Source organism: Domibacillus tundrae (genome assembly GCF_000970675.1).
In the GTDB taxonomy this organism is placed as follows: domain Bacteria; phylum Bacillota; class Bacilli; order Bacillales; family Domibacillaceae; genus Domibacillus; species Domibacillus tundrae.
On the sequence record NZ_LAJA01000012.1, the window covers coordinates 13730 to 40461 of the forward strand.

Consider the following 26732-nt stretch of genomic DNA (forward strand, 5'->3'; position numbering starts at 1 on the left):
GTGGTTCATTTATATGAACGTACTGTTGAGCATATAAATTTACTTGAAAGCTTCCATTAGCAAGAAATATTAATATCTAAAGTACAGATAAAATAATAGAGGTGAAAAAATGAAATACACTTGTCCATGTTGTGGATATAAAACACTAGATGAAGAACCGCCAGGAACGTTTGATATATGTGAAATTTGTTATTGGGAAGATGATAACGTTCAATTTGATGACCCAGACTTTGAAGGTGGAGCAAATGTTGTTTCGCTCAGACAAGCACAGCGAAACTTCGCTAAACTCGGTGCTTGCGAAAAAGATTTTATTAAATATGTCAGGAAACCAAATAAGAGTGATTTAAAAGGTTTTAATGTGTTCAATACTAATGAAGATACGGACTACTAATCAACAGTATTGGTCAACTGCTGCTCAATCTGAAAATAAGGTTGTTCATTTATACGGACGCACTGTTGAGTAACAATTTGAGTTGTTTTGCTTTTAATGTTTTAGGAACTGTTAAACGACAGTATTGATATTTCATCAAAAGAACAAATAAAGGAGCAAGTACATTCCCTTATTTGTTCTTTCTTTAACTAACGCCCCCGTTACTTTAAGTACAATCTTTCACAATCTGAAGAGGAGCTGCTAATATGAAAGCTCCGTTCCATTCTTTAATTCTTGTATCTGAAGGTTGAATAAAAATCGGCTTATATGTGATTTTTTAATCTCTTTTCCATCAGTTCTGCCATTTGTTTCGAATTTGGATTTCCTTCATTTTGTAATTTATCAATGATGTGAATATAATCCGTTTCATTTCGGTTCTGACTTAATTTATATGCAGCCTGAATTTCTCCCACCTTAATCTTAAATCCAACAATTCCTTTCAGTTGACTTTCTAAGAGTTGAGGAGAAAGCTTATCCCATAAAACTGGATTCTCACGGTTTTCTTCGTATTTTTGCAGCAACATTGTCAGGTCCTGTTTTAACTCTTCTTCGTTCAAAATGCTGGCTGTACCATATACATGTACGGCTTGATAGTTCCATGTCGGAACATTTTCCTGTTCATACCAGGAAGAAGAGATATAAGCGTGTGGTCCCTGGAACATTACTAATACGTCTTCACAGGTTTCGAATGTTCTCCATTGAGGGTTCCCATAAGCCATATGCCCCGTTATGTAGCAAGGATCTCCCTCTTTAATCAACTGCAACGGCAAATGAGTAGCAATTGGTTTCCCTTGTTTTGTTGTAACCATCGTGCCAAAAGAATTTTTTTGAACAAAATCCCAAATTTCACTAACATCGGTAACCTTAAAGTATTTAGGAATATACATAATAACCCGCCTTTACTAAATTTATATCAGTGTTTTAGTCATGATAAAATCAATTTGTTCTTCATCACCCATATAAAAAGAGTGGGCTCCGTTTTGAACAAACCCCATTTTCTTATAGAAGGCAATAGCATTTTTATTTTTTTCCCATACGCCCAGCCAGATTTTCTTTTTATTACTTTCCATTGCCATTTCCATAGCTTTATTTAGCAGATATTTACCAAGCCTCTGTTTTTGAAATTTGTTCTTTATGTAAATCCTTTCGATTTCAAGTGATTCATCACCCATTTCTTCAGATTGAGCATCATCGGTATTGACCTTTAAATATCCAGCGACTTCCTTATTAAAATAAACAAAAAAGAATTGTGAAGAGATATTGGATAATTCTTTTTCCAATTGTTTTAAGTTAAATGCCCGTTCCAAATAGGCGCTCATATTTTCGGGTGAATTATGATGCTTAAATGTCTCATTAAATGTCTCATAACTAATTTCTTGAAGTTTATGTAAATCTTCAAGGGTACACTTTTTTATATTTACAGTCATATCTATATGTCGCTCCTTTATATAATCAATAATTTCTTTTGTTTCCTTTTTTTACAAATTCCCAGTCTTTTTCTATATTTTTTCTCACTCTTTGAAGAAGATTGAAAATGGTTTCTACTTCTCTTTCGGTAAATCCCTCTAATGCAACGATATTGGAATAATCATTTTCTCTTTTTATAAAAGGAAATACATTTTTTCCTTTTTCTGTTGGAAAGAGTTTATTTATTTTTTTGTTATGTTCATCATCTTTCTTTTCAATAAATCCATTCATTTCAAGTTTTTTTATAGCACGAGCGGCTGTTGTTCGGTCTACTTTTATCATCTCAGCTAACTTTTCTTGAATGATTCCTGGGTTTTCACATATTCGCACAAGGTATAAATACTGTCCTTTTGTAAGGTGATATTCTTTAAATTCTATATTGCTTATAGAATCTAATGCCCTTGCTATCATCCCAATTTCACGCAGAATTTCCTCCATAATTAGCTCCTTAGCATATGATTTTTGTTGCAAATACAGTAAAAATAATATACATTAAATTTAATTCAACTTTGTTGCATTTGCAACAAAAAATAATGAAGGGGTCGAGTAAAGTGAAATATGTTTTTTATGTATTAGGAATTTTAATATTAACCCTTGGTATTTCCTTCACTATACAATCAGACCTTGGAACTTCACCTTTTGATGCACTGTTGGTAGGACTGTCCATAAATGTGGGGCTTACTGTGGGAAGTTGGGAAATAATAATAGCTTTAATATTGATTTGTTGTAATTCATTTTTAAAAAGACAAAGACCAGAAGTTTTGGGGCTGTTAACAGCATTTATAGCGGGTACTGGTATTGATATGTGGCTTTTTTTATTGCCCAATTTGGTAACACCTGAACTATGGTACGGCAAAGTTGTTTGTTTTGGAATTGGTTTAGTTGTTATAGGGTTAGGAACTGCAACGTATTTGCATACAAATTTTGCACCGATTCCAGTTGACCGATTAGCATTAATCATACAAGAATTAACTAGAACAAATATATTTTTTTCGAGAACATTCATTTACCTCGTATTCTTGATAATGGCAATGATTTTAAATGTACCAATTGGGGTTGGAACTTTATTAACCGTTTGTTTAGGAGGGCTAATACTTAATTACTTTACGCCGGTTACTGAAAAAGTATTAGACCGCGTATTAATACACTCTAGTACATCACCAAATCATGATAAAAATAAAAAGCATTCTATATAGAATGCTTTTTATTTTTCTTGTTCAACTAATCTGCTCCGTTAGTTCAAGAAGAAAATCATCACCAGTCTTTATGACATATGATCGTCTCTGCTTTATAAACCACAGTGATTATCTGACGGCAGTGTATATCCTCTAGGCATTTTCCCATGTTCCCTTCTTACTACACTACCTTCTTCATAAAATAGGCTACACGTGTTTCTAGAGGCTTGCTCGTCATAATCTATCTGTTTCAGTTTAATTGTTTTTCAGTCCCATCATGAAATTCGCCGTTACTTGAATCCGCTTCACTCTAGGCTTCTACGATACTTGCTTTTATATGCGTTTATATGTAAATAAGCGTAGCAGCCAAACACGAGTTTATAATATAACCTAAATAATTATATTTACTAAAAAGGTTCTTTTAAAATTTCATTGTCAATTTTGACCAAATAAAAAAACCAAAAATGACCTTTTTTGTATGTACTTCTGTCCTAACGCACCCGTTAGGACAGGAAGATATTAATTAATCACCCTAGTCTTCTTCCGCAGCTAATGCATCTGCTTTGGTAACATGAACAGTACCAAATGGATGGTTAGGAGGAGCATATATGGAGTAAAGTTTTAGCGGAACATTACCTGTATTGGTTAGATTATGCCATGTTCCAGCAGGTACCATTATTGCAGAATCATCATAGACATTTCTTTCAAAGTTTAAATTATCTTTACTCTTGCCCATTTGAACAATCCCCTGACCTTGCTCAATACGTAAGAATTGATCAACGTTAGGATGCATTTCCAAACCGATATCTTCGCCAACATTGAGACTCATTAAAGTAACCTGTAAATGTGTTCCTGTCCATAATGCAGTACGATACGTATTGTTTTGCTTCGTGGCTTCATTGATATTAACGACAAATGGTTTTGGGCCATAATCTGTTAACAAAATACTTTCATTACCTTTGGAGGGGCGAAAAGAATCAAATCGGTTTGCCTGCTCTATCCTATTAGGAAAAGTCTGGTAAACGGACTGTCTTCCACCGTTATACATTGGTACATTAACATAATAAGGATATTGATATCGATATCGATATATATAAGGAACGTAATACATTTACTCAATCCCTTCACAGTTTATAAAATTATCCTATGCACCTGTTAAGGGAATGTACTTAGATTCAGGGTGACTTATTTAAAGCAAGCATTTTAGCCTAAAACACTTATTTTATTAAATGGTCTGGTTATTGAACAAAGATCAAACCTTATTCTTCAACTAACCTGCTTCGTTAGTTAAGTAAGAAAATCTATATTATCCTTGAATGAGCCTTTCTTTAACCCAGTTATCGAAAATGCCTTTTACTTGTAAGCACCTCCCCTTCGGAAGATTTTCAAACGTTAGACGACACGTAATTAAAAATTTTCGTTTAAAACGAATGAATAATTTAAAGAGCAAAGGTTATTTGTTATTCTAGTAAGTATACAAATCAGGGCAGCTTAGGAGTGGATTTAACCATGAACAAAAAAGACATAGCACATATTCGAAAACAATTCAAAGTAGGCAATGATTTACTCAAAATCTCCGACATTTTAAATGTCTATATTATGAAGGAATCAAGTGACATTTATCATCATCAAAGTCAACCTTTTGAAATGCTAGACCAAGATCAACAGGAGTTATTTATGAATAACTTCAAAAAATTACTTGCCGGCCAATTGGATGAGAAGCTCTTTGAGTTAAAGTTTCAACGGGAAGCTGAAAATAATAGTCAGCTCATTTTGCATCAAGGATTATTAAGCAGTGATGTAGAAGGCTGGAAAGAGCAAATGCTTCAAATCGTCGGTAAAATGCTTGTACTTCGGCAATATGAGAAGGATATTGTCCTAACATTCATTCGTGGAGAATATTTTAAGCCAATGAAACGCCGAAGTGAAGAGGCTGAGGAAAGCGAACGGGATACAGTTTATTCTCATCCGTTTATTCTATGCAGCATAAATAACACACAAGAGCCGAAAAAAGAACTGCTTTTTGACTATGTGGAAAAAGAATTCAAATATCATTTTGTCGTTGATCCAATTATCAACCTCCATGCTCCCATCTCAGGGTTTCTGTTTCCCTGCTTCACCGATAACGCAGCAGATGTCAATCACATTCTATATTCAGCAGGAAAGGTTCATGAGCCCGATCACCAGTTGATAGAGGAAGTATTAAATGGGGAAGAAACGATGACTGCAAAAGATGATAAAATCGTTTTTGAAGAAATTATTAAAGACGTAACAGGAAATCAGCTAAGCACGTCTACACTCTCCAATGTATATGAAGAGATTAATCGAATGATCGAGGAAAATGAAGAGGAAGAACCGCCAAAATTAGATTCCAAAAGCGTAGAACGTGTTTTAAAGATGAGCGGCCTTGAAGATATAAATTCGGAAAAGATTGAATCAGCTTACCAAAAAATAATTGATGATGACAAATATGAGATCAAAGCCAGCAGCATCCTGCCGAAATATACTTCAAAATCGATTAAAATCAACACGAAAGCAGCTAACATTTCTATTAGTCCACAAGATTTAAGATATGTGAGGCAAATTTTTTTTAACGGTAAACGCTACCTCATGATCGAAGTGGAAGAAGATACCGTGATCGAAGGCTTTACTATGATTCCAGAAGCTTTTGGCGGCGATCCAGATAAATAATATATAAAATGTGTCAGGTACCACAATAATGACATCAAACTCTAATCCAGATTATACAATTGAAAATAATATTTGTTCTTAAAATTCAAATAACCCTTACCAAATCAAAGCAGCAATGCTCCCCGTTTGGTAAGGGTTATTTTCGTTTAATGTCTTTACGTTCAGAAAAGGTTGATATATATCTGTATTCAACCCGCAGTCAAGGTGTACCCCATTTTCCTAAAACACCCCCCATATGAAAAATAGAAAGAAGCGGGGTAATAATCTGCCTCGCTCTGTGTACATTCATTATATAAGTAACAAGAAAAATAATTGAATACCTTATAACCCAAGAAGCCTTCCTGCAGTTGAATCAGGAAGGCTTTTTCACAATTGCAATGCCAGAATAAGTACAAATAATTTAGAACAAAAAAGAGATGCCTTATTGAGACACCTCTTTTCACGCAGACTATCGTGTTGACATTTCAGCATTTGGCAAGCAGCAATGCTTTCTGGGATACATATTTCTCAGATGCCTCTTGTTTTTGCGCGTCAAACTCGGTTTTAAAAACAGCCGTTACGTGTTCATTCAGATCAAGTGCAGCGGCCCGATCCAGCCAGATGGGGCTGGTAAAGAAGGCATCGAATGCCACATCGTCTACGTCATGCTTCTTCATATACACAAAGATGCATTTCATTAATTGCCTTTTCCCGCTGGATTTCAGTGTATCTTCATACAGATACCGTTCTTCAGGTGTTTTGTTTGATTTGTACGTCGCATGAACATCCAGTTTTCCGTGAAGATAGCGAAACACTTTTAAGGTATTCATCGAATCATCCAAGCTGTTGTGTGCCTGCCCGTCTGCTTCGATTTGGAACACCTCCATCGTTTTGGCCAGGCTGGGGGTGTTGCCGTTGAAGGTATCGTACAGGCCAAACTGAAGAATCGGCAATATGTCAATATAGCTGGACAGGTTCAGGGAAGGAAGTCTGTAACGTTCGCATTCCTTTTCCAAGAACCGAAAATCTTCTTTCCCCCATGTCACAAAACAAGATTCCTCCGTGCCAAGAAACGCCTTGAATTTCTTTAATACGTGCGGAAAGGCCGGCGCGGAAGACACATCCCGCTGCGTGATGCCTGTTAGTTTTTTCGTAAACGATGTTAACCGTTCTGCTGGCTTCACCAGGGATGAAAAGACATCGACCACGTCCAATGTAGCGGGCGACACTTTCAGGGCCGAGAGTTCGATAATTTCTTCCAGGTGGTGCGGGTCCCATTTCGATGCGTTCCATTCAATATCAAGTACGATGTAATTCACAGTATCCTGCCTTTCTCATTGTTTGTTTCTCATTATACAGCCATTTGAAAAAAACAGGGAAAAATGTTTTTTTCGGACTCTTCGAAAGAAACAGGAATACAAATAAAAAAGCAGAACTACATCAGATGAAATTGAAAAATGAGTGGACGAGCTGATAGGTCTGTAATGAATGTCACTTCGTACCCAAACTCTTCTAGAAATAATTTTAAATATCTTATATGATGCCTATACTCCTCAATGGTTCGTGGACGTACTCCTTCTACATTACATATGCTCTTGCCATACTATTATGCCCTTCTAATTGTAATGGAGGACACCACAAGGCAGCCATCTGTCCCAAAAACGTCCAAAGCTTTGTCCTACAGCCCAACCAAAAAACACGAAAAAAAAGGTTGATATATGTCGGACACTCAGATTATTTCTAACCTTGAGAACCTTAGTACATCAACCCTTTTTCAAAAAAAGCGTCCCAGATAGGAATCGAACCTACGACCTACAGCTTAGGAGGCTGTTGCTCTATCCTACTGAGCTACTGGGACATACAAAATAATGTGAACTGTTCCATTATATTTTTAAAAAGAAAACTTTTCAAGTAATCAGAAGTTCTCCTTAACAAATCTCCGGTCTCCTCCAACAGCCTCTTTCTTCATTCGCTGGTTATGCAAATGATTTAAAGTGTTGCGAAGATCTCTTGCACAGTCATAAGCGCTCACTGGAACTTAATGATTTAACACCTTCGACGAGCCAAAGATTTATTCAAGACCAAGTCCAAAATCATAGTTTCAAACCCAGGACTTTGCAGTGCCGCATTTCGTGTTAGCCATTTTTGGGGAACTCCTTTTTATTTATGTCTGTTTTAAAATGGATGTAACTATAGTACTTCTATAGATTGCAAAAAAAAGAAAATGTTCAAAAAGGAATAGCTTGTTTTTGCACTTTTGAGCATGTAACCTGTTTGAATAATTAACATTTATAATATTTTTTAAATAAAAAGTAATATTTTTCTTTGCTTTGTAATATTTATAGTATATAAATAGGTAAATGGAGGCGTTTACATGTCAATGGAGTCTAAAACTAGTTCATATGATGGAAGAGAAATTGTAGATCTTGGGGTGCAAAAAAATTACAAGACAATCGTTGTGAAACCACAAAACATTACGGTATCTGCAATTCAGGATGCCACACAAAAACCGTCGTATTATGATGGAAGCGGCAAATTATCGTTCTAATAGAAATAGAATTATTGCAAAAATCAAAATCTGATTTAATGAAAAAAACGCCAGATAAATGGCGTTTTTTTCATTATTGATTGTCTCGATTGTTTTTTTTGTTGCCTGTTAAATTGTTTGCAGCGTTTTTAGTTGCATCAACAGTATTCATTGCAACATTTTCTGTTGTTTCTAAAGCATTATGCACTGTTTCAAATGCAGATCCTGCTGTGTTCTTAATGCTCTCTGCGACACTTTTGTCATTTTTTTGATTTTGATTGTTTCTTTGGTTAGTCATTAAGTTTCACCTCCTAAACAGGAGTAGGATATGTATTATATGATTAATTATTCAGACTATCTATACGAATAAATTATTTTCAATGCTTATTTACCAAAAAGCTTTTTCTCGATTTTCTGCTCATAATTTTTAAAAATGCCTGAATTTGTATCGATTCTCTTTTTGGACAGCATTTGATTGTAGCGAAGCATTTTTTCGTTTAATTGGCGTTTCAATTCCTGTTTTTGTTCAGGGTCTATACAGTCATTTATGAGCCGCTCAAGATTGCGTATGTCCTGGCGAAGATTTGCATCTTCCGGTGTAAATCCTGCATTTTTCATCATTCTAACCGACATACGCAGCTCTGGCGGCAAATGTTCGAATTCATCCTTCGGCAGCGGCTTGCCGGCGCCAGGCAAATTGTCAAACACGCCTTCTTCAAGCGCTTTTTTGATTCGCTCTTCTGCAATACGAAATGAGTCCATGTCAACCACTCCATTTTAATATTGTTGGTCTTTATCATAGCAAAACTATTTTCGTTTTCAAAATGGCTTCAATCGGGTATAATGACAGTAGATCAGCATACATTAAAAAAGCCGTTTCGATGTGTCCAGCATCGAAACGGCGATCACAATAGCTGGTTTCCATTATGGGAATCGGCGTCACAACAGGCTAAAACCGCCCGGGCTCGCTAAAACCTCAAGGGCGGTTTTAATCTTTTTTCTGGAATGACAGAATTGAAATAACCAGCCCCGTAAATGCTACGGTGAACATAAGTGATTCAAATACAGTCATACAGCCTCACCTCCATTCCTGCAAAGACATGCTTTGACAGTGGAGTGAGCCGACCACCCTTGAGAAACCTTTACTATTGCTTCTTAATTATAACACATGCCCGAATATCAGTTCGAGATATTTATAGAATAAATGTAAAAAAGCATCCTTTTTCACAGAAGGATACTTTTTTGTAACTGTTAATCAGCCAAGTCATGTTTTTTATTTCTACCTGTTTTAAACGATTGTCTTCAATTTTCTCAATTCTTTCTTACCTTGTAATACTGATCAATTAATTGATCCAGCCGCTGCAAGTAAAACGAATATTCAATAATGGAAGAGGCTACAATAAATAAACGGGATTTTCGTTCTTTGTTTTGCATGTAAATATCCTGTGACCGCTCAAAAAATGCTGCACTTTCCTTCATAATATTCATTTCATATTCACCTTCTAGTTTCCTTGTTTTTCCTTCGTATTTTAAAAATAAATATTCATGGTATTTTATGAGCTGTTCAATATGACGATCAAAAAAATGATCCTCTTCGTCACTAGCCCCGCTTTGAAAATAGTGCTCTTCGATATTCTCTAATATTTCTTCCCCCTGCTGAAGCGTCTTGAGCATCTGTTTAAACACAACGATTTCCCGCACATCAAGCGGTTTTAATTTGGACAGTTTTGCACGTTCTTCATCGAAAATTTTATACTGATCTTCCAATTTTCGAATATCTTGCTGAAGCTGTTTACTTTGCCCGTGGAAAGACGTTTCAGTTAATTCATTAGAAACAGCTGTACGCAGCAGCAATGACATATTTTGAAAAACAGACGTTGTTTTTTCAAGATAATTCTTTTTATAGTTTGGTGGTATAATAAGCAGGTTGACGACCAAAGCAGACCCAATCCCGACCAGGATGATGAAAAAGCGGTTGAGTATAAAATCGATATCTTCATTGCCTGGAGCACTCATAATGGCCAGTACAGTAACGAGCGTCAGCGGGATCGTGCTTTCCATTTTCATTTTTAAGCTTAATGAAATAACCAGCATCATCAACAGCCCAATGATAATCGGATTGTCCCCTAAAAAGTAAATGGAAAAAAGGGCTACTGCAGCACCAATCGTATTGGTTACAACCTGATCCAGCAGCTGTCTCCAAGAACGGTAAATGGATGGCTGAATCGTAAAAACAGCTGCCACTGCTGCAAAAACAGCCGGCTCAAGGTTTAAGAACAAACATATGTATAGCGATAGTGTTACGGCAATGCCTGTTTTAAAGACGCGCGGACCTAACGTCATCTTTCATTCCTCCTGTTTTGCTTTTCAATACAAAAAAAGACACTTTCACTTGATTTTAGTGAAAGTGTCTAAATAAAGAAAGATATTTGCCCTACTTATTTACCTTTTTTAAGGCATTCACCAGTTCCTCACCCATTAATTCAGATGAAAATGGATCACGGCTCGTAACAATTTGATCGTCTGCCCAAACGGCATGTGCTTTCTTTTCAAGACTGCCTTGGTTGTACTGTGCTACTTCTGTTAATTCGTCCTCAAGACTGAACGGCAGAATATCAAGCAATCCTTCCGGCTCAATTTCATTCGGATAACCGGTCACCGCTTTGCCTGCAATAATGCTTTTGCCGTCTGGACGATTTGTCCAAATAAGCGGTGCCGGGCCATGGCATTCCGCTGCCACAATTCCTTTATTGTCATAAATGGTATTGACCAGCTTATGAAGGGATTCGTCTTTTGCTAAGTCATACATCGCCCCGTGCCCGCCCACAATCAGAACCGCATCATACTTAAGCGCGTCTACTTCTGATAGTTTTAACGTATTATCTGCGCGGCCGGACTCGTATAATGCTTTATATTTGCCTGTTGGATCATAGTCTTCTTGCAGACTTACTTGATCCAGCACTGGTTTGCCGCCAAGTGGCGATGCGAGATCAACAGTATGGCCTGCTCCTTCTAAGAGTTCAAGCGGTGCAAAAAGTTCCTCTGCCCACCAGCCGGTTTCATAATTATTTTTCTCATCTTTATGTCCACTTGATAAAATTGCAATAATGTTCGCCATAAAAAAACACTCCTTCTCTACATCTTCATCTACAAGATACCCGGTTTTATAAGAAATAATCACTTGGACATAAATTTGGTAAAGAATCCATCCGCAATTTTCCTTTTTCGGAAACGGAAATGCAAACTGTTGAATTTTTTGTGACACCGCCGCTAAAGGATTGTTTTTTACTACTAATAGGATTAGCATAGGAGAAGGCGAAAAGATCATTGTAATTCTTGTTTACCTGCCTTAAACCGCTTAATTGTGAATATATTAACAATCTTTTCGCTTTACTAGGTAACTATATAAGAAAGGGGTATAGCATGAAAAAGAAATGGCTGTTACTGTCAGCAATGTTCACTATTGCTACGGTGCTTGCAGGGTGTGAAAACCCGCTTATGGTACTTGATCCAAAAGGACCGCAGGCCAAAACGTTATCTGACACAATCATTTTGTCCATCATTGTGATGGCTGGCATTTTATTTGTCGTTTACGTGTTATATGCGTTTATGCTTATTAAATACCGGGCTTCAAAAATGGGAGACGATTATGAACCTCCTCATGAACACGGCAGCAAAACACTTGAAATTATTTGGACGGTTATTCCGATCATTATCGTTTTGTTTTTGTCTGTTGTGACCGTTCGGACGACGAGCGAAGTTGAAAGCAAGCCATTAGGCTATGAAGACCAGGAGCCGCTTGTTATTTATGCATCATCATCGAACTGGAAGTGGCACTTCAGCTATCCAGAAGAAGGAATTGAAACGGTGAACTATGTGAATATGCCCGTGGATCGTCCTGTTGAATTCCGGCTTTATTCATACGGACCGATTACAAGCTTCTGGATTCCACAGCTTGCCGGTCAAAAATATGCCATGAGCGCCCATGTAACCAAAATTAATATGGCTGCGGATGTGCCTGGATCGTTTATGGGCCGGAACTCAAACTTTAACGGACAAGGCTACGCTCAAATGGAATTTGAAGCGCAGGCAATGACGGCTGCAGATTACGATGAATGGGTAAACGATGTAAAAGATACGGCACCTGAATTAACGGAATCAGACTTTGATGAATTGCTGGAAACAGATTTCGTAGGACGTAAATCGTATTCATCCACCCATCTTGAATTCAGCCCAGCACCTGAAGGGGAACATCATGGATCACCAGTATCCAATGAAGAAGACATGGAGACTGCTCCTTCTTCTGAAACCGATCACTTCCACCATAAGGATGCGGAACAATGATGAAAGGAGCTACACAAAATGGAATCGCATGAGCAACAGTTTCTTATTCTCAATGAGCCAATGATTGTCGGAGCGATGATCAGCATTGTCGTTGGTGCGCTATCCATTCTGCTCGGCCTGACCTACTTTAAAAAGTGGGGCTACTTATGGCGCGAATGGATCACGACCGTCGATCATAAAAAAATCGGCGTTATGTATATACTAGTGGCTCTCGTTATGCTTTTCCGCGGAGGCGTCGACGCTCTTTTAATGCGCGGCCAGACCGCCATGCCGGAAAACGGGCTGCTTGATGCCCAGCATTACAATGAAATCTTTACCACTCACGGCGTCATTATGATCCTGTTTATGGCAATGCCGTTTATTATCGGTTTAATTAACGTTGTCACGCCGCTTCAAATTGGCGCGCGCGACGTAGCGTTCCCGCGATTGAACTCAGTCAGCTTCTGGCTGTTTGCAGCCGGTGCGGGACTGTTTAACATCTCGTTTATTATTGGAGGATCACCGGATGCCGGCTGGTCTGCTTATTTCCCGCTCGCCAGTCTTGAATTCAGCCCGACTGTCGGGAATAACTATTACTCACTTTCCCTGCAAATTGCCGGTCTTGGTACATTGATGACAGGTATTAACTTTGTCGTTACGATCTTAAAAATGCGTGCACCAGGTATGACGTTAATGAAAATGCCGATGTTTACATGGTCAGTATTAATCACAAACGTTATTATCGTGTTCGCATTCCCTGTTTTGACCGTGGCGCTTGCTCTGATGACAATGGACCGTCAGTTTGGCACTAAATTTTTCGCGATGCAGGACGGCGGAATGGACATGCTTTGGGCGAATCTGTTCTGGGTTTGGGGACATCCTGAAGTATATATTGTTATTCTTCCTGCTTTCGGTATTTTCAGTGAGATCATTTCCACATTTGCCCGTAAAAACTTATATGGGTATAAGTCGATGGTTGTTAGTATGGTTGCGATTTCCCTTCTTTCTTTCGTTGTTTGGGCGCACCATTTTTACACGATGGGCCACGGTGTTATGGTCAACAGCATATTCTCTATTACAACAATGGCGATTGCTGTACCGACCGGGGTGAAAATATTTAACTGGCTGCTTACCTTGCATAAAGGGAAGATTTCCTTTACAACCCCAATGCTTTATTCTCTTGCGTTTATTCCGATTTTCACAATCGGCGGAGTTACAGGGGTTATGCTTGCCATGGCGAGTGCCGATTATCAATACCATAATACAATGTTCCTTGTAGCGCATTTCCACTACGTATTAATTCCAGGAACCGTGTTTGCGGTTATTGCCGGTTTCCATTTCTGGTTCCCGAAAGTATTCGGTTTCCGCTTAAATGAAAAGCTTGGAAAACTCGCTTTTTGGTTTATCACAATCAGCTTTAATGTGGCGTTTTTCCCGCTGTTTATCCTTGGACTGAACGGAATGACACGCCGTATGTATACGTACTCTGAAAGCACTGGCTACGGCCCGCTTAACATGCTTTCCTTTATCGGTGCGGTCGGTCTCGGAATCGGCTTCATCATTCTTGTTTATAATTTGTACTGGAGTATCCGCTACAGCCCGCGTGATGAAACGGGAGATCCATGGGATGCACGTTCTCTTGAGTGGGCTACACACAGTCCTGTACCGGTTTACAACTTTGCACGTGTGCCGAAAATTAAAGAACTGGATGCGTTCTGGTTTGCGAAGAAAAACAACCAGCCGCTTAGCGATGGTCCATATGAGCCAATTCATATGCCGAGCAACAGTGGTATGCCATTCCTAATGAGCGGCGCCTTTTTTGCCGCAGGCTTCTGTGCTGTTTTCAGCTGGTGGATTCCGGCTATCGTATTCACAATTGCCATTTTTGTTTTCATGGCATTGCGTTCGTTTGAACAAGATCATGGCTATTACATTTCAGTAGAAGAAATTGAACGGACTGAACGGGAACTTGGAGGTGACAAAGAATGAAAATAGATGAATCATTGCCGCTTGAATACAGTACCGAAGAAAACCGGCTGAAAATTCTTGGCTTCTGGATCTTTTTAGGGGCGGAGATCGCCTTGTTTTCCACATTATTTGCGGTTTACTTTGCACTCGAAAACCGATTTGGTACTGGACCGAGCGCGCAGGAAATTTTCCATATGCCGCCGGTTATGATTGAAACGATTTTACTCCTAACAAGTAGTTTTACCATCGGGCTTGGTATTCATGCCATGCGTCTTGGACTGAAAAAAGCGATGATGACGTTCTTTGTTATTACACTTGTGCTCGGTCTTGGCTTCCTCGGCGTTGAAATTTATGAGTTTGTAACGTATGTAAATGAAGGTGCGACGATTCAAACGAGCGCGTTTCTCTCAAGCTTAATGACACTGCTTGGAACGCACGGTTTACACGTAACGTTTGGCCTTTTCTGGGGAACGTCAATCCTGCTTCAAGTAAGAAAACGGGGACTGACGCCGCAAACAGCCAATAAATCGTTTATTTTCTCGCTTTACTGGCATTTCCTTGACGTCGTCTGGATTTTCATTTTCAGCTTCGTTTATTTGAAAGGACTGATGGTACTATGATGAAGCAATTGTTCCCGAAGCAGCACGTTATGGGCTTTGTGTTCTCTCTTGTCCTGTCTGTCGTTGCATTATCGGTTCTCGCTTTTGATATGTCATACAAAATGGGAATGGCTATTTTGCTTGTTACAGCGATTGCCCAGGCAAGCGTTCAGCTTCTTCTCTTCATGCATATCGGCGAATCAGAAGATAAAAAAACATTGTATACCAATATCATCTACGCCTTGTTTGTCGGTGTAGTGACGATCCTTGGAACATTACTTACAATGATCTGGGGCTACCAATAAAAAAACCGGAGCGGAATAAACCGCTCCGGTTTTTTTTATTACTGTAAATCCCGGCGTTTTACACTAAGATTTTGAATTAACACAAACATTAAACCAATCCCGAACACCCACATGGAGCTGACGAGAATGGTCGCTCCAACAATCGACATCATAAATCCTTCATTGAGACCGCCTGCAAATAAACTAATAAGGAAGATACCTGCTCCAATCATACAGCCCGCACCTGAAAAGTATTTAATAAATGATAGCACTTTCATTTGTTCTGTTGTCATTCTTAATCAGCTCCTTCTTACTTTCTATTTTACCCATATTCACAAAATTGTCAAACTTATTTCATATTATCGTCAAAATTTATTCATAAAATGATCACAAAAAAACAGGGAGCTTCATTTTCCCCTGCCAATTTGTTATTTTTGTACCCGAATACGAAGCGGTTTTTTCCAGCTTTCGGCTAATTCTTCTAACTGAAGCAGCATGTGAAGATCTTCTTGATCAGCGTTTTTATTATTCATGATATTATTTGCTTTACTTATTGTTATTTTGGCTGGATGGATCTCCGTCCGCTTCAGCTCACTGGTGATGTCAACTGTTCCTTCTGTTAAAACACGGAAATAAAAACCTGTATAACCTGTTTCCTCTGCCAAAAGAGCCAGCTTCGGTTCATGATGCAGCGCAGCAAGCTTAAAGCACGGCTGACGCGGCTGACTGATTTGCACAACTGCTTCTCCCAATTGAAAGACATCGCCTATATGGACATCTGTTTCAAGCGCTCCGGCAGCCGTTACATTTTCACCAAAAGCGGCAGACGGGAGCGCCCGATTTAATGTTTCTTTCCAATACGCATAATGCTCAAGTGCGTACACACAAACTGCTTTGTCTTCCCCGCCGTGGTGAATGAGATCTGCCTGCCCATCTCCCTCAAATCCGGTTTTGGACAAATACAATGGCGTCTGAACCGATCTTTTTTTAATACCTGATAAAACGGTTTTCTTTTTATACGGCAGCGCAGCCGGCTTGCCGATATTTAACGAGATCAATTTCATACTTTTCGCTCCTTACGTGTTCTGTACGATTTTTCTTTTTGATTATCTTTTATGTATTGATCAAGCGGTCTTCCTTTTGGCCACTCCTTGTAGCCAAGCTTATACAAGCAGGGCATTTCTTCTGGTGCTGCTTCGCGCAGTAACTTGTATCCAGCTCTCCTTTCTTCTTTTTATCGTACAAAAAAACCGTCCCGAAACGCAAGGACGGTTTTTATTCTTATTAAGTTAAAGTCTGTGTTGCTGGTGCATAGCATTGCTGCATCTTTTGCATGTCTGCTTCAGAAAGCTGCGGCACCTGATAATAGCGGTTTTTGTTTTGATAAATCGAAATTTCATACGCCATTTCAATGCAGTTCGGCACAGAGTCTGCTAAAACCCGGCGAACGACTGGGTTTGTCGATTCTAGTGCAGCGTATGTTTTTAAAGCTGCCCCGGTTTTATGCGCACTGAGCATAAATCCAGAGATTATTTCATCATTAATTTCCATTTCTGCTTGAATGGGTTTTGTCGGCTGTTTTGTTTCAAGGCCGTATATAAATTCGTTGTCTTGTTTCATCTTATAGCTTTTTGTGGGAACAGCCGGGTCCTTTCCAGACTGGAAGCAATCGACAGTTGTATTATAATCCTGCAGCATAAATGCATACTGACGATTCAAAATATCTAAAAGTTCCGGATCCTGTACTTTTGAGCGCAGCATTGTATATTTGTTTAATGCGCCAACTGCACATGATAACACTTCATGAACGTCAAGTACTTCATGTGCCCCATGATTAAATTGTGGTGAAGTCATTCAAAATCGCCTCCTGAATAAAATGTATTGCCTGTATAGTGTGCGGCACAGCGTTCATTTTATTCAAAAATTGATTAGGCAATCCGCAGGTTTTTAGCAAGTGTCACAATTGTTGAAACGATGGCTTTGTTCGTATCATCCAGCTGTTTAATAAAAGACTGGTCGATTTTTAATTTATTGATCGGTAAATGGCGGAGAGAATAAAATGAGCTATAGCCGGTTCCGAAATCATCCATACTAACATGAATATTTAACTTTTTCAGGTTGATGAGCGCCGTTTGAAACAAGGCTCCTTCAAGATACCGTTTTCATCTGTAACGGTCAAAATAGAAGATTGATCCAGTGCATGCAGATCTTGATTTTTATTATAGGATATATCCGCCTTTTTAACTAGAAAAACCGGATGGCAGCTGCCATCCGGTTTTTTATAGAGGATTAGGTGAAGAAGACCAGCTGGCTGTTCCATCATCTTCAATAATGCCTAGTGTTACGTCGCTTATTTCCGGTTCATCGAGCAGACGGTTCTTGACTCTAAATTTAATGTCATCTGCATCCGCAAGGGTCAGTCCTTTACGCAGCTCTACGATGCCATCCACGTGGTATGAACGGCCTTCCTGCATAATCCGCAGCGAATGGATATCAACAGCATCCGCATCCTCTAAAATCACCCGGCCCACTTTTGTCTCCACTTCAACCGGTGCCGCTACACCGATGAGACCGACCATATTGTCATAGCCGACCCGAAATGCGACGAAAACCATTAACAGGCCGATTAAAATAGTAATCACTCCATCTGCCGCCAACACGCCGACTTGTGCAAGGCTGATCCCGATAAATGCCAGCACAGCACCGGACGTCGCCACTATATCCTCATAAAATACGAGGCGGGTGGCTGGGGACGCCTTGCCGACATTTTTAAATGCCTGCGCGACAATATTCCCTTTTTTCTCCACGCGTGCTTCATGCAAAATCTCTTTCATTGCCTTAAATAAAATAAATCCATCAATAATAAACGCGGCCAGCAATACCGCTGCGTTTAATAAAAAATCGGTTGATTCTTCCGGATGCTGAAGCAGCTTCCAGCCCTTTAAAATCGTTTCATATGCCATAATCGACACAACAATGACCGCTATCATACAAAAAATATTAACGACGCGGCCGAATCCGGTCGGAAACCGCTTAGACGGCTTCATTTCAGCGAGCGAGCTTCCAAAGAAAACAAATCCCTGGTTAATGGCATCCGCAAGTGAATGCATCGCTGACGCAAACATCGTTCCGCTGCCACTGAATGCAGCGGCAATAAATTTTAAAATTGCGAGAACCGTATTCCCGAGTGACGCAATGCCGGATGATGTATTTCCCTTTCTCAATAATTGAACAATCGCCATAGACTGCCTCCTTTATTACTTATATATCCCTATACCCAACAGCATGGTCATTTATTCTCGGGCAGCGATATTTAAAAAAAGAAAAAGCTTAAGGTTCTTTCTTTTGATGCACTTACTATAATAAACAAGGACTAAATATGATGACATAGGGAGGGGAATTGATGGAAAAGCTGTATTTGAAGATTGCTGTTTGTTATTTTGCTGCAGGTGTCTTGCTTGGAATGACGATGGGTATCATTCATGATTTCAGATTAACTTCAGTACATGCCCACATTAATTTGCTTGGATGGGTTTCAATGACTCTTTTCGGTCTTATTTATCATTTTTATCCCGCTGCTGCCCGGACAAAGCTGGCACAAACTCATTTCTGGTTCCACAATATCGGCCTGCCGATTATGATGATGGCAATCAGCTTTCAAATTTGGACTGGTGACACTGCTTTCATGCCGGCAGCAATTATTGGCTCTCTTTTAATCGTGATAGGGGTTTTATTATTTGCCATAAACCTATTCAAACAAATGAATAAATAGAAAATCAAAGCAATATCCAGGAAGTTTAAAAAACAGGAAAAAACAGTTTAATTTATCCGCTTCCGTGTTACTTTTATCTTCATGCTAAAAAACCCTGTGCTTAATTTGAAATAAGTACAGGGTTTTTGGTGGAAGTTGCAGAAAATTTCAACCGATAAAAGGTGATACACGGCCTTAACGCCATCTTGGTACGTATACGCTGGTATGGAGCGGTCTTCTTTCACATCAAACATCCGAATCATCCTATGCACGAATTATACATTTTCATATGGACACAAGTTTAAATTTCTTTGGATCGCTCGTTCTCATGGTATGATAGAAGAAGAAATATGAAATTGTTTGCAGAAGAATTGAGGACTTTTCTATGAATACAGAATATACCCGACAAAATAACAGCCAGTTTCGTGACTTCGAGGAGGCGGCAGTACGTGTTCTTCAAATCATGGCAGCGTTTGTAGACATAAACACGTTATTTATTGCCCGAAATGACGGCAAAACGAACCGAATGGTAAAAGTGCTGAATAAAGAAAATACGCTTGTCTCAGAAGGAGAGGAACTGCCATTTCACGAAAGCTATTGCAGCTTAAGCGTACAAAATGGCGAACGGGTTCTCATCATTCCGGATGTTACGCTTGATAAACAGACAAGCAGCATGAAAGTCACCGAAAATTTAGGCGGGGGAACATTTATTGCGATCCCGATTAATTATGAGGACGGCGAAAATTACGGAACGATTTGTGGACTCGATACGAAAAATCGAACGTTCTCAGACGAGCAGGTGAAGCTGTTTGAAACGATGTCTTCTTTGCTGACCTATGTGCTCGAGCTGGACTACACCCATCAGCAGTTGTACAAAACAGCTGCACCGGTTGTGCCGATTACGAGCGGGGTCGCAATCCTGCCGGTTGTTGGCGATATTGATGAGCGGCGGGCGGAAAGCATCATTGAAACGGCGCTGTTTAAAAGTCAAGAGCTTGGGCTTGATCACCTTGTCATTGACTTATCCGGTGTTATGTACATAAATGAAACCGTAGTCGCGTCACTTTTAAAAATTGCCGCCATTTTAAAATTGATTGGCGTAACGCCGATTTTGACCGGGTTTCGTCCGGACCTTGCAATGAAAACTGTCCAAATGAACGCAGAGCTGAATGATATTTTGATCGTGACGACTTTAGAACAGGCACTGAATCAAATTGGATTCGAGCTCAAAAAATAAACAGGACTGCCGTAAATGGCAGTCCTGCTTTTACATTTGAGAAATGGCTGGTTTAGGCATAGTTTTTTTCTTTTGAAACAACAACCGGCTCATATAGTAAACAAGGAATGAGGATACCTTTATTTCTCTCATAAAATGATTTATATTGGGAACAAGACATAAATTTAGGTGGTAAGAAACTTGAGATATACGGGAAGGATTATACTCGTTAGTGTTAGTATTTTTTTCGGCAGCATTTCTATTTTTTTCTTAAACGAATCATTAGTGGAAGAAATACCAACCATCCTTATTACACTCATAATAGGATGGTTTTTTGGCAAGCAGTTTGACAAAGTAAAGTTTTTATCTGAAAGAGACTTTCTTACAGGGGTCTATAACAGAAGATATATGTATGAACGGTTTCCAAAGTTATGTGCAAAATATGAAATGTTCAGTGTATTAATTATTGATATTAATAATTTTAAAATGGTCAATGACACGTGCGGGCATGAGTGTGGAGATAATGCCCTAAAAGGTCTTGTACAGGTTATTTCACGCACTGTTAGAAAACAAGACATTGTTTCCAGGTGGGGTGGAGACGAATTTTTAATCATTTTACCTTTAACGAGCCGGGAAGAAGCAGAAAAAACAGTATTAAGACTAGAAAATAAAGTTAGAAAAGAAATTGAAAAAAATCATTCAGAACTTTCTTATTTAAGTCTTTCGATTGGTGCTGCAGATTACCCGAGTGAAGGAATGACGTTAGATAACTTAAATAAAATCGCAGATGATAAAATGTACAAGAAAAAGAAAGAAAGTAAATTGAACACTTGATTTAGCAGCGCAACTGCCCAGGTATGGTTGAAGCATGATGAAAGACTCCATTAAGAGAATAAAACAATGTAAGGGACTAGTGTTCTTGAACACTAGTCCCTTTACCATACTGTATCAAATTGGACTCTTATCTTTTAAATTAATTGATCCGCAATCATTTGCAGGGCTTTTTCATTTCTCAGCACCGGAAATCTCCCTAAGCGTTTTTGGATAGCTGAGAGGACTTCTGAGAGCTGCTCTTTGGGAATTTCATCAAAGAGCTCATCAAAAGCCGGCGCTAAAATCCGCTGGTCTATAAATAAAAACAGCCGCTTCCATTCATTTCGATTAATAAATTGCTGCAAGCTGGCATGTGTCTGTTTAATTTGCCGTTTTGTTTTATTTAGTTCCAATTCTTCAATGTCGAGCTGCCGGGGCAGCTCTATGATAACAATACTTTTATAATAAAGGAAAGGCGCACTTTCCCCATTCGAATTAAAATATAAATCGGATGAAGATATGCTTAAATAATCAACTGCCTGATTGACTGCTTCTTCATTAGGAAATTTCAGCATTGAATACTTTTCGCGTATGTCTTCCGTGACTTGCAGTAACGGAATCAGTTTTTCTTTTCGTATCATCTTGACCCTCCATGAAATCACAAATGACAAGCGCTCTTACTGTTTATAAGTAAAGTCAATTGTTTCTGCCAGCAGTTCAAACGCCTCTCTTGCTGGGCTGTCTTCATCGGCAATGGATGTTGTAAAACCTTGATCAACCGGCTGGAATGGAACGCGGGCAATAACGTCGGCCTGCAGCCGTTCCGCCAATTGATCACCGCCTCCTTGTCCGAATAAGTACCGCTTTGTTCCGTCTCTTTCCTCAATGTAAGACATATTCTCCACAACACCAGCGATTTCGTGCTTCGTATGCTTTGCCATGACACCGGCACGCGTCGCCACATAGGAAGCGGCCTGGTGAGGGGTTGTTACGACGATTTCTTTCGCTTGCGGAATCATAGCTGCCACGTCGATTGCCACGTCTCCCGTTCCTGGAGGCAGATCCAAAAGAAGGTAATCCAGCTCTCCCCAGTGTGTGTTTACTAAGAAATTTCGGATCCATTTATTCAGCATTGGCCCCCGCCACATAACGGGCCCGTTGTCAGGCGAGAAAAAGCCCATGGACATGACCGATACACCATGGCTCATGATAGGAATAGCTGTTTGGTCAATCATAACCGGCTTTTCCGTAATGCCCATCATCACTGGAATACTGAACCCATAAATATCAGCATCGATAATGCCTACTTTTTTGCCAAGTTTCGCGAGGGAAACAGCCAGGTTAATCGTCACCGTTGATTTCCCTACGCCGCCTTTTCCGCTTGTAACTGCAAGAAACGTAACACCAGAGTCCGGTTTTAACAAAGCGGGCATCCCGCTTTCTGTTGTTTCCGCCTGACGCAAAGTGGCAGATAATGCTTTTCGCTCTTCATCTGTCATACTTCCAAATGAAAGTTGAATATCCGTCAAACCGATTTCACGCAAGGCGGACTCAATGTCTTCCTGAATTTTTGCTTTTAATGGACATCCCTGTATGGTCAAAATTACATCCAAACTGATTGAGTTCCCACTAATCTTTATATTGCGAACCATGTTCAAATCCACAACGGACCGATGCAGCTCAGGGTCCTGAACATGCTGAAGGGCTTTTAATACTTGTTCTGTCGTCATCCTTATCACTCCCATATAGTCACACAATAACGGGAAGGCAGATGTATCCTCTGCCTTCCCGTCTAAATATTTATTCTTTTAGTCCTTTTCCAATTCCTTTTAAGAAATGAAGACCGAAATTAACAGCCCGATTAATATCAGGATCTTTCAGCGCTTTAACTAAATTCATCACGCCGACCTTTTGATCACTATTTTCCTTTGCATCTTCCAAACCAATGGCAACGCCTGCTAACAATTTTTTTGTTTGCTCCGGATCAATGGCGGTTAAAATACCCGCCGCAGCCATGGCGTTGTTGATTAAAGAGGTCATTTCTTTTCGGCCGACCTGCCCTAATGCTACCTCTGCGATATTTTCCTTTGCTTTCAGCATCGATTCTGCCGCTTCAAGAATTCCGCTGTCATGAAGTTCACGGACAATGGCCATTGTTTTTTGAAGGGCTTCTTCATTTTCTGTTAAACTGTCTGTCAGTTTATTGAGCGACTGATGCTTTATTTCTTCTTCGTTCCATTCACGTTTTTTTAACGTAGTAATCGGACTTGCCAATTCTTTCACCTCCAATGTTTAGTCAACCAATGAAATATATCCAGGACGTTTCCACTTGCGTTCTGCCTCTACCCCATTTTGAGGATGACGTTCTTTCGTTCTTGGACTTGTTTTTGGCAGTGGATTTTCCCCGCTAACGCTCAGTACTTCCATCCGTACCTTCGTTTGTTTATAAGCTGGTGTATGGGTAATAATATCAAATCCATTCCCAGTAAGAAGGTTGACCGCACTTTCATGACTGTTCGAGTGCATAGGCACATATATTTCTTTCCCGTAAACACGGTCCGACACCAATACATTCAGCTTAATCTGACCGTAAGGAGATAAAAGGCGAACGAGTGAACCACTTTCCACGCCTCGCTCTTTAGCGAGTTCCGGTGATACCTCTACGAAAACTTTTGGCAGCTTTTTGTTCATGCCGCTTGATTTATTTGTCATGTTTCCTTCGTGGAACTGTTCAAGCAGACGGCCATTATTAAGAGTTAAATCAAATTCAGCCGGGTATTCTACCGGAGGAACATAATCAAACAGAGCAAAGCGCGCTTTTTTGTCCGGGAAATTAAATCCATCTGTAAACAAAAGCGGTGTATCTTTTCCGTCTGGTGAACCCCAGTTAAAGCTGTTCCATCCTTCTAATACATCATAATCACACTGGCTGAAGAATGGTGTTAAGCTCGCCATTTCCGCAAAAATTTCACTTGGGTGAGAATAGTTCCACTCATAGCCAAACCGCTTCGCTATTTGCATAAGAATCCACCAGTCCTGCTTGCTGTTACCAGTTGGCTCAAGAGCCTGGTACAAACGCTGTACGCGGCGCTCTGTATTTGTAAACGTCCCGTCTTTTTCTAATGATGGAACACCCGGCAAAATCACATCCGCAAATTGTGCAGTCGTCGTAAAGAAAATTTCTTGAACAACTAAAAAGTCAAGCTTCGCCAGCATATCCTGGGTATGATTAGAATCCGCATCTACCCATGCCATATCTTCACCGGCAATATACATAGCCTTTAATTTGCCTTCATTAATTGCTGCAAGCATTTCAATGTTATCAAGCCCTGGCTTCGGTGAAATATTTACGCCATATGCTTTTTCGAATTTAGCGCGGATTTCATCGTTCGTCACTGACTGGTATCCAGGGAAGATATTCGGCATAGTTCCCATATCAGCAGCGCCTTGTACATTGTTATGGCCACGAAGCGGATATGCACCCGCACCTGGGCGGCCCATGTTTCCTGTCACAAGAAGCAAGTTCGCAATAGCGGCTGACGTATAAGAACCGGCATTATTTTGCGTGACACCCATTCCCCAGCAAATTGCTGTTCCGTCTGCATCACGAATCATTTCCGCCATTTGAATTAATGTTTCTTTCGGGATATTTGTTTCTTTTTCCGCAAATTCAAGCGTAAAACGCTCAAGACCTTTTACGTAATCATCAAAGAAATGTACTTTTTCATCGACAAATGCCTGGTCATGCCAGCCTTGATCGATCATATACTTGGCCACAGCCGCAATCCATACATAATCTGTCCCTTGTTTTGGACGGATAAACATGTCAGCACGATCCGCCATTTCATGTCTGCGCAAATCGACCGTAATTAACTTTTGACCGTGCAGCTTATGCGCGCGTTTAATACGCGTCGCAAGCACCGGATGTCCTTCCGCAGGCGCACAGCCGACTAAAATGACAAGACCTGCAGCCGCAATATCTTTAATTGTTCCAGAGTCACCGCCAATGCCTCCTGTTTGCTGCAAGCCCCATGATGCTGGTGACTGGCAGTAGCGTGAGCAGTTATCGACGTTATTTGTTTCAAATACCTGACGTGCCATTTTTTGCATCAAGTAATTTTCTTCATTCGTGATTTTTGAAGAAGAGATAAAGCCGAGGGCATCGCTGCCGTACTGCTCTTTAATGCCGCCAAGCTTGCTTGCAACAAGATCCAGTGCTTCATCCCATGTTGCTTCCACAAATTCATCGCCTTGACGGATCAAAGGAGTTGTAATACGTTCTTCGCTATTGACGTAATCCCAGCCGAATTTCCCTTTCACACAAGTTGAAATTGCATTAACAGGCGCTTTCGAGCTTGGCTGAACTTTAAGGATTTTGCGGCCTTTTGTCCATACTTCAAACGAGCAGCCGACACCGCAAAATGTACAGACGGTTTTGGTTTTTTTCGTTCTTGTTTCACGCATAGCTGCTTCAATTTCGGATACTGCAAAAATACCGCTGTATCCAGGCTCAACATCTTTTACCAAATCAATCATTGGCTCAAGAAGATTTGGTTCAATTTTTGTCATAAAGCCGGCTTCACCGAGCATTGATTTTTCCATTAATGCGTTACAAGGGCAAACCGTGACACACTGTCCGCAGCTCACGCATGAAGAATCATTAATCGCTGTGCCTGCATCCCAAACAACGCGCGGGCGTTCTGCTTCCCAATCGATCGAAAGGGTTTCGTTCACCTGAAGGTTTTGGCATACTTCCACGCACTGCCCACAGGCAATACATTGGTTTGGATCATACCGGTAAAAAGGGTGTGACATATCGACTTCCGTCGGATCTACCTTTGGTTCAAATGGATATTTTTGATGCTCAATGCCCATCATTTCAACTGTATTGTGCAACGTGCAGTTTCCGTTGTTGTTATCGCATACTGTACAATACAGCATATGATTTTCCAGCAGCCGGTCCATTCCTTCTGTCTGTGCCGCTTTTGCCCGATCAGATGACAGTAAAATATTCATTCCAGCTGAAACATTTGTTGCGCAAGAACGGACAAGCTTTCCGTCTACTTCCACGATACATGTATCACACGTTTGGATCGGGTCTACTTCCGGAACGTAACACACCTGCGGAAGTTCAAGGCCTGCCTGGTTAACCGATTCTAAAATGGTTGTACCTGGCTGAACGTTATACTCTTGATTATTTAAATAAATCTTTATGTATTCCTGATTCATTGTCGTGTTCTCCTCTTTATTTGGGAATAAAAAAATCCAGCACAACAAACACCAAAAAGGTGCCCATAGTGCTGGATTAACCAATTAGCATATGCCTACTAATCTGCCATTCCGCCATAAAATCATTCAATAGAGCCTTAACAAAAAATTATTAAGAAATCCATTTGTCTTGTTTTCTTTCCAGAAATAATTATACTCTTCTTGTTTAAAAAGGCAAGATGGCAATAATTTTATTTTTGGTTTTGTTATTTTAGACGTATAATGGTTCTTTGGAAGGGGT

At 39.9% G+C, this 26732-nt stretch carries 29 protein-coding genes and 1 tRNA gene; 11 read left to right on the top strand and 19 right to left on the bottom strand.

The window, feature by feature from the left end:
* Nucleotides 1-109: 109 nt before the first annotated feature.
* Nucleotides 110-391: a CPCC family cysteine-rich protein gene (locus VQ00_RS11335; RefSeq protein WP_046180257.1), complete on the top strand. Its 282-nt coding sequence runs from the start codon at nucleotides 110-112 to the stop codon at nucleotides 389-391.
* A gap of 302 nt (nucleotides 392-693) precedes the next feature.
* Here the strand turns inward: VQ00_RS11335 and VQ00_RS11340 are convergent, their stop codons facing one another.
* The 3 genes from VQ00_RS11340 to VQ00_RS11350 are packed head-to-tail and all read right to left on the bottom strand — an operon-like array spanning nucleotide 694 to nucleotide 2335.
* Nucleotides 694-1317: an FMN-binding negative transcriptional regulator gene (locus tag VQ00_RS11340; protein ID WP_046180258.1), complete on the bottom strand. Its 624-nt coding sequence runs from the start codon at nucleotides 1315-1317 to the stop codon at nucleotides 694-696.
* Between the two features lie 21 nt (nucleotides 1318-1338).
* The gene (paiA, locus tag VQ00_RS11345) at nucleotides 1339-1857 is read right to left on the bottom strand and encodes a spermidine/spermine N(1)-acetyltransferase (RefSeq protein WP_046180259.1); all 519 of its coding nucleotides are present in this window, start codon (nucleotides 1855-1857) and stop codon (nucleotides 1339-1341) included.
* Nucleotides 1858-1882: 25 nt separating this feature from the next.
* Entirely contained in the window at nucleotides 1883-2335 is a 453-nt protein-coding gene (locus VQ00_RS11350) for a MarR family winged helix-turn-helix transcriptional regulator (RefSeq protein WP_046180260.1), read from the bottom strand.
* 113 nt (nucleotides 2336-2448) lie between these two features.
* On the opposite strand from VQ00_RS11350, the gene VQ00_RS11355 reads away from it, so the two are divergent.
* Nucleotides 2449-3093 carry a YczE/YyaS/YitT family protein gene (locus VQ00_RS11355; protein WP_046180261.1) on the top strand — a complete coding sequence of 215 codons (645 nt, stop codon included), beginning with the start codon at nucleotides 2449-2451 and terminating at the stop codon, nucleotides 3091-3093.
* A 511-nt stretch (nucleotides 3094-3604) separates the two neighbouring features.
* Here the strand turns inward: VQ00_RS11355 and VQ00_RS11360 are convergent.
* A complete protein-coding gene (locus VQ00_RS11360) occupies nucleotides 3605-4183 on the bottom strand; it encodes a cupin domain-containing protein (protein ID WP_046180262.1) in 579 nt (192 codons plus the stop codon).
* 398 nt (nucleotides 4184-4581) lie between these two features.
* Between VQ00_RS11360 and VQ00_RS11365 the strand changes: the two genes are divergently transcribed.
* Nucleotides 4582-5763, top strand: a complete 1182-nt coding sequence (locus tag VQ00_RS11365; protein WP_046180263.1) for a DUF4317 domain-containing protein — start codon at nucleotides 4582-4584, stop codon at nucleotides 5761-5763.
* Nucleotides 5764-6227: 464 nt separating this feature from the next.
* On the opposite strand, the gene VQ00_RS11370 is transcribed toward VQ00_RS11365, so the two are convergent.
* Both VQ00_RS11370 and VQ00_RS11375 read right to left on the bottom strand, forming a co-directional pair.
* Nucleotides 6228-7061, bottom strand: a complete 834-nt coding sequence (locus VQ00_RS11370) for a 3'-5' exonuclease (protein WP_046180264.1) — start codon at nucleotides 7059-7061, stop codon at nucleotides 6228-6230.
* 465 nt (nucleotides 7062-7526) lie between these two features.
* A tRNA-Arg gene (locus VQ00_RS11375) sits at nucleotides 7527-7600 on the bottom strand.
* Between the two features lie 516 nt (nucleotides 7601-8116).
* On the opposite strand from VQ00_RS11375, the gene VQ00_RS18625 reads away from it, so the two are divergent.
* Nucleotides 8117-8290, top strand: coding sequence for a hypothetical protein (locus VQ00_RS18625; RefSeq protein ID WP_156154050.1), 174 nt, complete (start codon nucleotides 8117-8119; stop codon nucleotides 8288-8290).
* A gap of 73 nt (nucleotides 8291-8363) precedes the next feature.
* Here the strand turns inward: VQ00_RS18625 and VQ00_RS11380 are convergent, their stop codons facing one another.
* The 4 genes from VQ00_RS11380 to VQ00_RS11395 form a co-directional block, all read right to left on the bottom strand.
* A complete protein-coding gene (locus VQ00_RS11380) occupies nucleotides 8364-8567 on the bottom strand; it encodes a hypothetical protein (RefSeq protein ID WP_046180265.1) in 204 nt (67 codons plus the stop codon).
* Between the two features lie 86 nt (nucleotides 8568-8653).
* Entirely contained in the window at nucleotides 8654-9031 is a 378-nt protein-coding gene (locus tag VQ00_RS11385; RefSeq protein WP_046180266.1) for a DnaJ family domain-containing protein, read from the bottom strand.
* A 549-nt stretch (nucleotides 9032-9580) separates the two neighbouring features.
* Nucleotides 9581-10612 (bottom strand): FUSC family protein, encoded by a 1032-nt coding sequence (locus tag VQ00_RS11390; protein ID WP_046180267.1) that lies wholly within the window; start codon nucleotides 10610-10612, stop codon nucleotides 9581-9583.
* A gap of 91 nt (nucleotides 10613-10703) precedes the next feature.
* Nucleotides 10704-11387, bottom strand: coding sequence for a type 1 glutamine amidotransferase domain-containing protein (locus VQ00_RS11395; protein ID WP_046180319.1), 684 nt, complete (start codon nucleotides 11385-11387; stop codon nucleotides 10704-10706).
* Nucleotides 11388-11692: 305 nt separating this feature from the next.
* On the opposite strand from VQ00_RS11395, the gene qoxA reads away from it, so the two are divergent.
* The 4 genes from qoxA to qoxD are packed head-to-tail and all read left to right on the top strand — an operon-like array spanning nucleotide 11693 to nucleotide 15464.
* The gene (gene qoxA / locus VQ00_RS11400) at nucleotides 11693-12613 is read left to right on the top strand and encodes a cytochrome aa3 quinol oxidase subunit II (RefSeq protein WP_046180268.1); all 921 of its coding nucleotides are present in this window, start codon (nucleotides 11693-11695) and stop codon (nucleotides 12611-12613) included.
* Nucleotides 12614-12631: 18 nt separating this feature from the next.
* On the top strand, nucleotides 12632-14581 hold the full coding sequence (gene qoxB, locus VQ00_RS11405) for a cytochrome aa3 quinol oxidase subunit I (protein ID WP_046180269.1): 1950 nt from the start codon (nucleotides 12632-12634) through the stop codon (nucleotides 14579-14581).
* Complete coding sequence (gene qoxC / locus VQ00_RS11410; RefSeq protein WP_046180270.1) at nucleotides 14578-15180, top strand: cytochrome aa3 quinol oxidase subunit III; 603 nt, start codon at nucleotides 14578-14580, stop codon at nucleotides 15178-15180. Before qoxB ends, qoxC begins: the two co-directional genes overlap by 4 nt.
* Nucleotides 15180-15464: a cytochrome aa3 quinol oxidase subunit IV gene (qoxD, locus tag VQ00_RS11415; RefSeq protein ID WP_046180271.1), complete on the top strand. Its 285-nt coding sequence runs from the start codon at nucleotides 15180-15182 to the stop codon at nucleotides 15462-15464. The genes qoxC and qoxD overlap by 1 nt, the downstream gene beginning before the upstream one ends.
* Nucleotides 15465-15502: 38 nt before the next feature.
* On the opposite strand, the gene VQ00_RS11420 is transcribed toward qoxD, so the two are convergent.
* The 5 genes from VQ00_RS11420 to VQ00_RS11440 all read right to left on the bottom strand — a co-directional run bounded on the left by VQ00_RS11420 (nucleotide 15503) and on the right by VQ00_RS11440 (nucleotide 18685).
* Nucleotides 15503-15736 carry a hypothetical protein gene (locus tag VQ00_RS11420; RefSeq protein WP_046180272.1) on the bottom strand — a complete coding sequence of 78 codons (234 nt, stop codon included), beginning with the start codon at nucleotides 15734-15736 and terminating at the stop codon, nucleotides 15503-15505.
* 135 nt (nucleotides 15737-15871) lie between these two features.
* Nucleotides 15872-16507: an MOSC domain-containing protein gene (locus VQ00_RS11425; protein ID WP_046180273.1), complete on the bottom strand. Its 636-nt coding sequence runs from the start codon at nucleotides 16505-16507 to the stop codon at nucleotides 15872-15874.
* Nucleotides 16508-16727: 220 nt separating this feature from the next.
* Nucleotides 16728-17297, bottom strand: coding sequence for a spore coat protein (locus VQ00_RS11430; RefSeq protein WP_046180274.1), 570 nt, complete (start codon nucleotides 17295-17297; stop codon nucleotides 16728-16730).
* Between the two features lie 74 nt (nucleotides 17298-17371).
* Nucleotides 17372-17584, bottom strand: coding sequence for an EAL domain-containing protein (locus VQ00_RS11435; protein WP_046180275.1), 213 nt, complete (start codon nucleotides 17582-17584; stop codon nucleotides 17372-17374).
* A gap of 138 nt (nucleotides 17585-17722) precedes the next feature.
* Entirely contained in the window at nucleotides 17723-18685 is a 963-nt protein-coding gene (locus tag VQ00_RS11440; protein ID WP_046180276.1) for a cation diffusion facilitator family transporter, read from the bottom strand.
* A gap of 161 nt (nucleotides 18686-18846) precedes the next feature.
* Between VQ00_RS11440 and VQ00_RS11445 the strand changes: the two genes are divergently transcribed.
* The 3 genes from VQ00_RS11445 (at nucleotide 18847) to VQ00_RS11455 (ending at nucleotide 21244) form a co-directional block, all read left to right on the top strand.
* The gene (locus tag VQ00_RS11445; protein WP_046180277.1) at nucleotides 18847-19215 is read left to right on the top strand and encodes a cytochrome-c oxidase; all 369 of its coding nucleotides are present in this window, start codon (nucleotides 18847-18849) and stop codon (nucleotides 19213-19215) included.
* Nucleotides 19216-19579: 364 nt separating this feature from the next.
* A complete protein-coding gene (locus VQ00_RS11450) occupies nucleotides 19580-20431 on the top strand; it encodes an STAS domain-containing protein (RefSeq protein WP_046180278.1) in 852 nt (283 codons plus the stop codon).
* 180 nt (nucleotides 20432-20611) lie between these two features.
* Nucleotides 20612-21244, top strand: a complete 633-nt coding sequence (locus tag VQ00_RS11455; protein ID WP_046180279.1) for a GGDEF domain-containing protein — start codon at nucleotides 20612-20614, stop codon at nucleotides 21242-21244.
* A 134-nt stretch (nucleotides 21245-21378) separates the two neighbouring features.
* On the opposite strand, the gene VQ00_RS11460 is transcribed toward VQ00_RS11455, so the two are convergent.
* From VQ00_RS11460 to fdhF, 4 genes are all read right to left on the bottom strand, one after another.
* A complete protein-coding gene (locus VQ00_RS11460) occupies nucleotides 21379-21864 on the bottom strand; it encodes a hypothetical protein (protein ID WP_046180280.1) in 486 nt (161 codons plus the stop codon).
* A gap of 36 nt (nucleotides 21865-21900) precedes the next feature.
* Nucleotides 21901-22953 carry a P-loop NTPase gene (locus VQ00_RS11465; RefSeq protein WP_425388377.1) on the bottom strand — a complete coding sequence of 351 codons (1053 nt, stop codon included), beginning with the start codon at nucleotides 22951-22953 and terminating at the stop codon, nucleotides 21901-21903.
* A gap of 70 nt (nucleotides 22954-23023) precedes the next feature.
* Nucleotides 23024-23497 carry a helical membrane plugin domain-containing protein gene (locus VQ00_RS11470; protein ID WP_046180282.1) on the bottom strand — a complete coding sequence of 158 codons (474 nt, stop codon included), beginning with the start codon at nucleotides 23495-23497 and terminating at the stop codon, nucleotides 23024-23026.
* Between the two features lie 18 nt (nucleotides 23498-23515).
* On the bottom strand, nucleotides 23516-26452 hold the full coding sequence (fdhF, locus tag VQ00_RS11475) for a formate dehydrogenase subunit alpha (protein WP_046180283.1): 2937 nt from the start codon (nucleotides 26450-26452) through the stop codon (nucleotides 23516-23518).
* Nucleotides 26453-26732 lie beyond the last annotated feature (280 nt).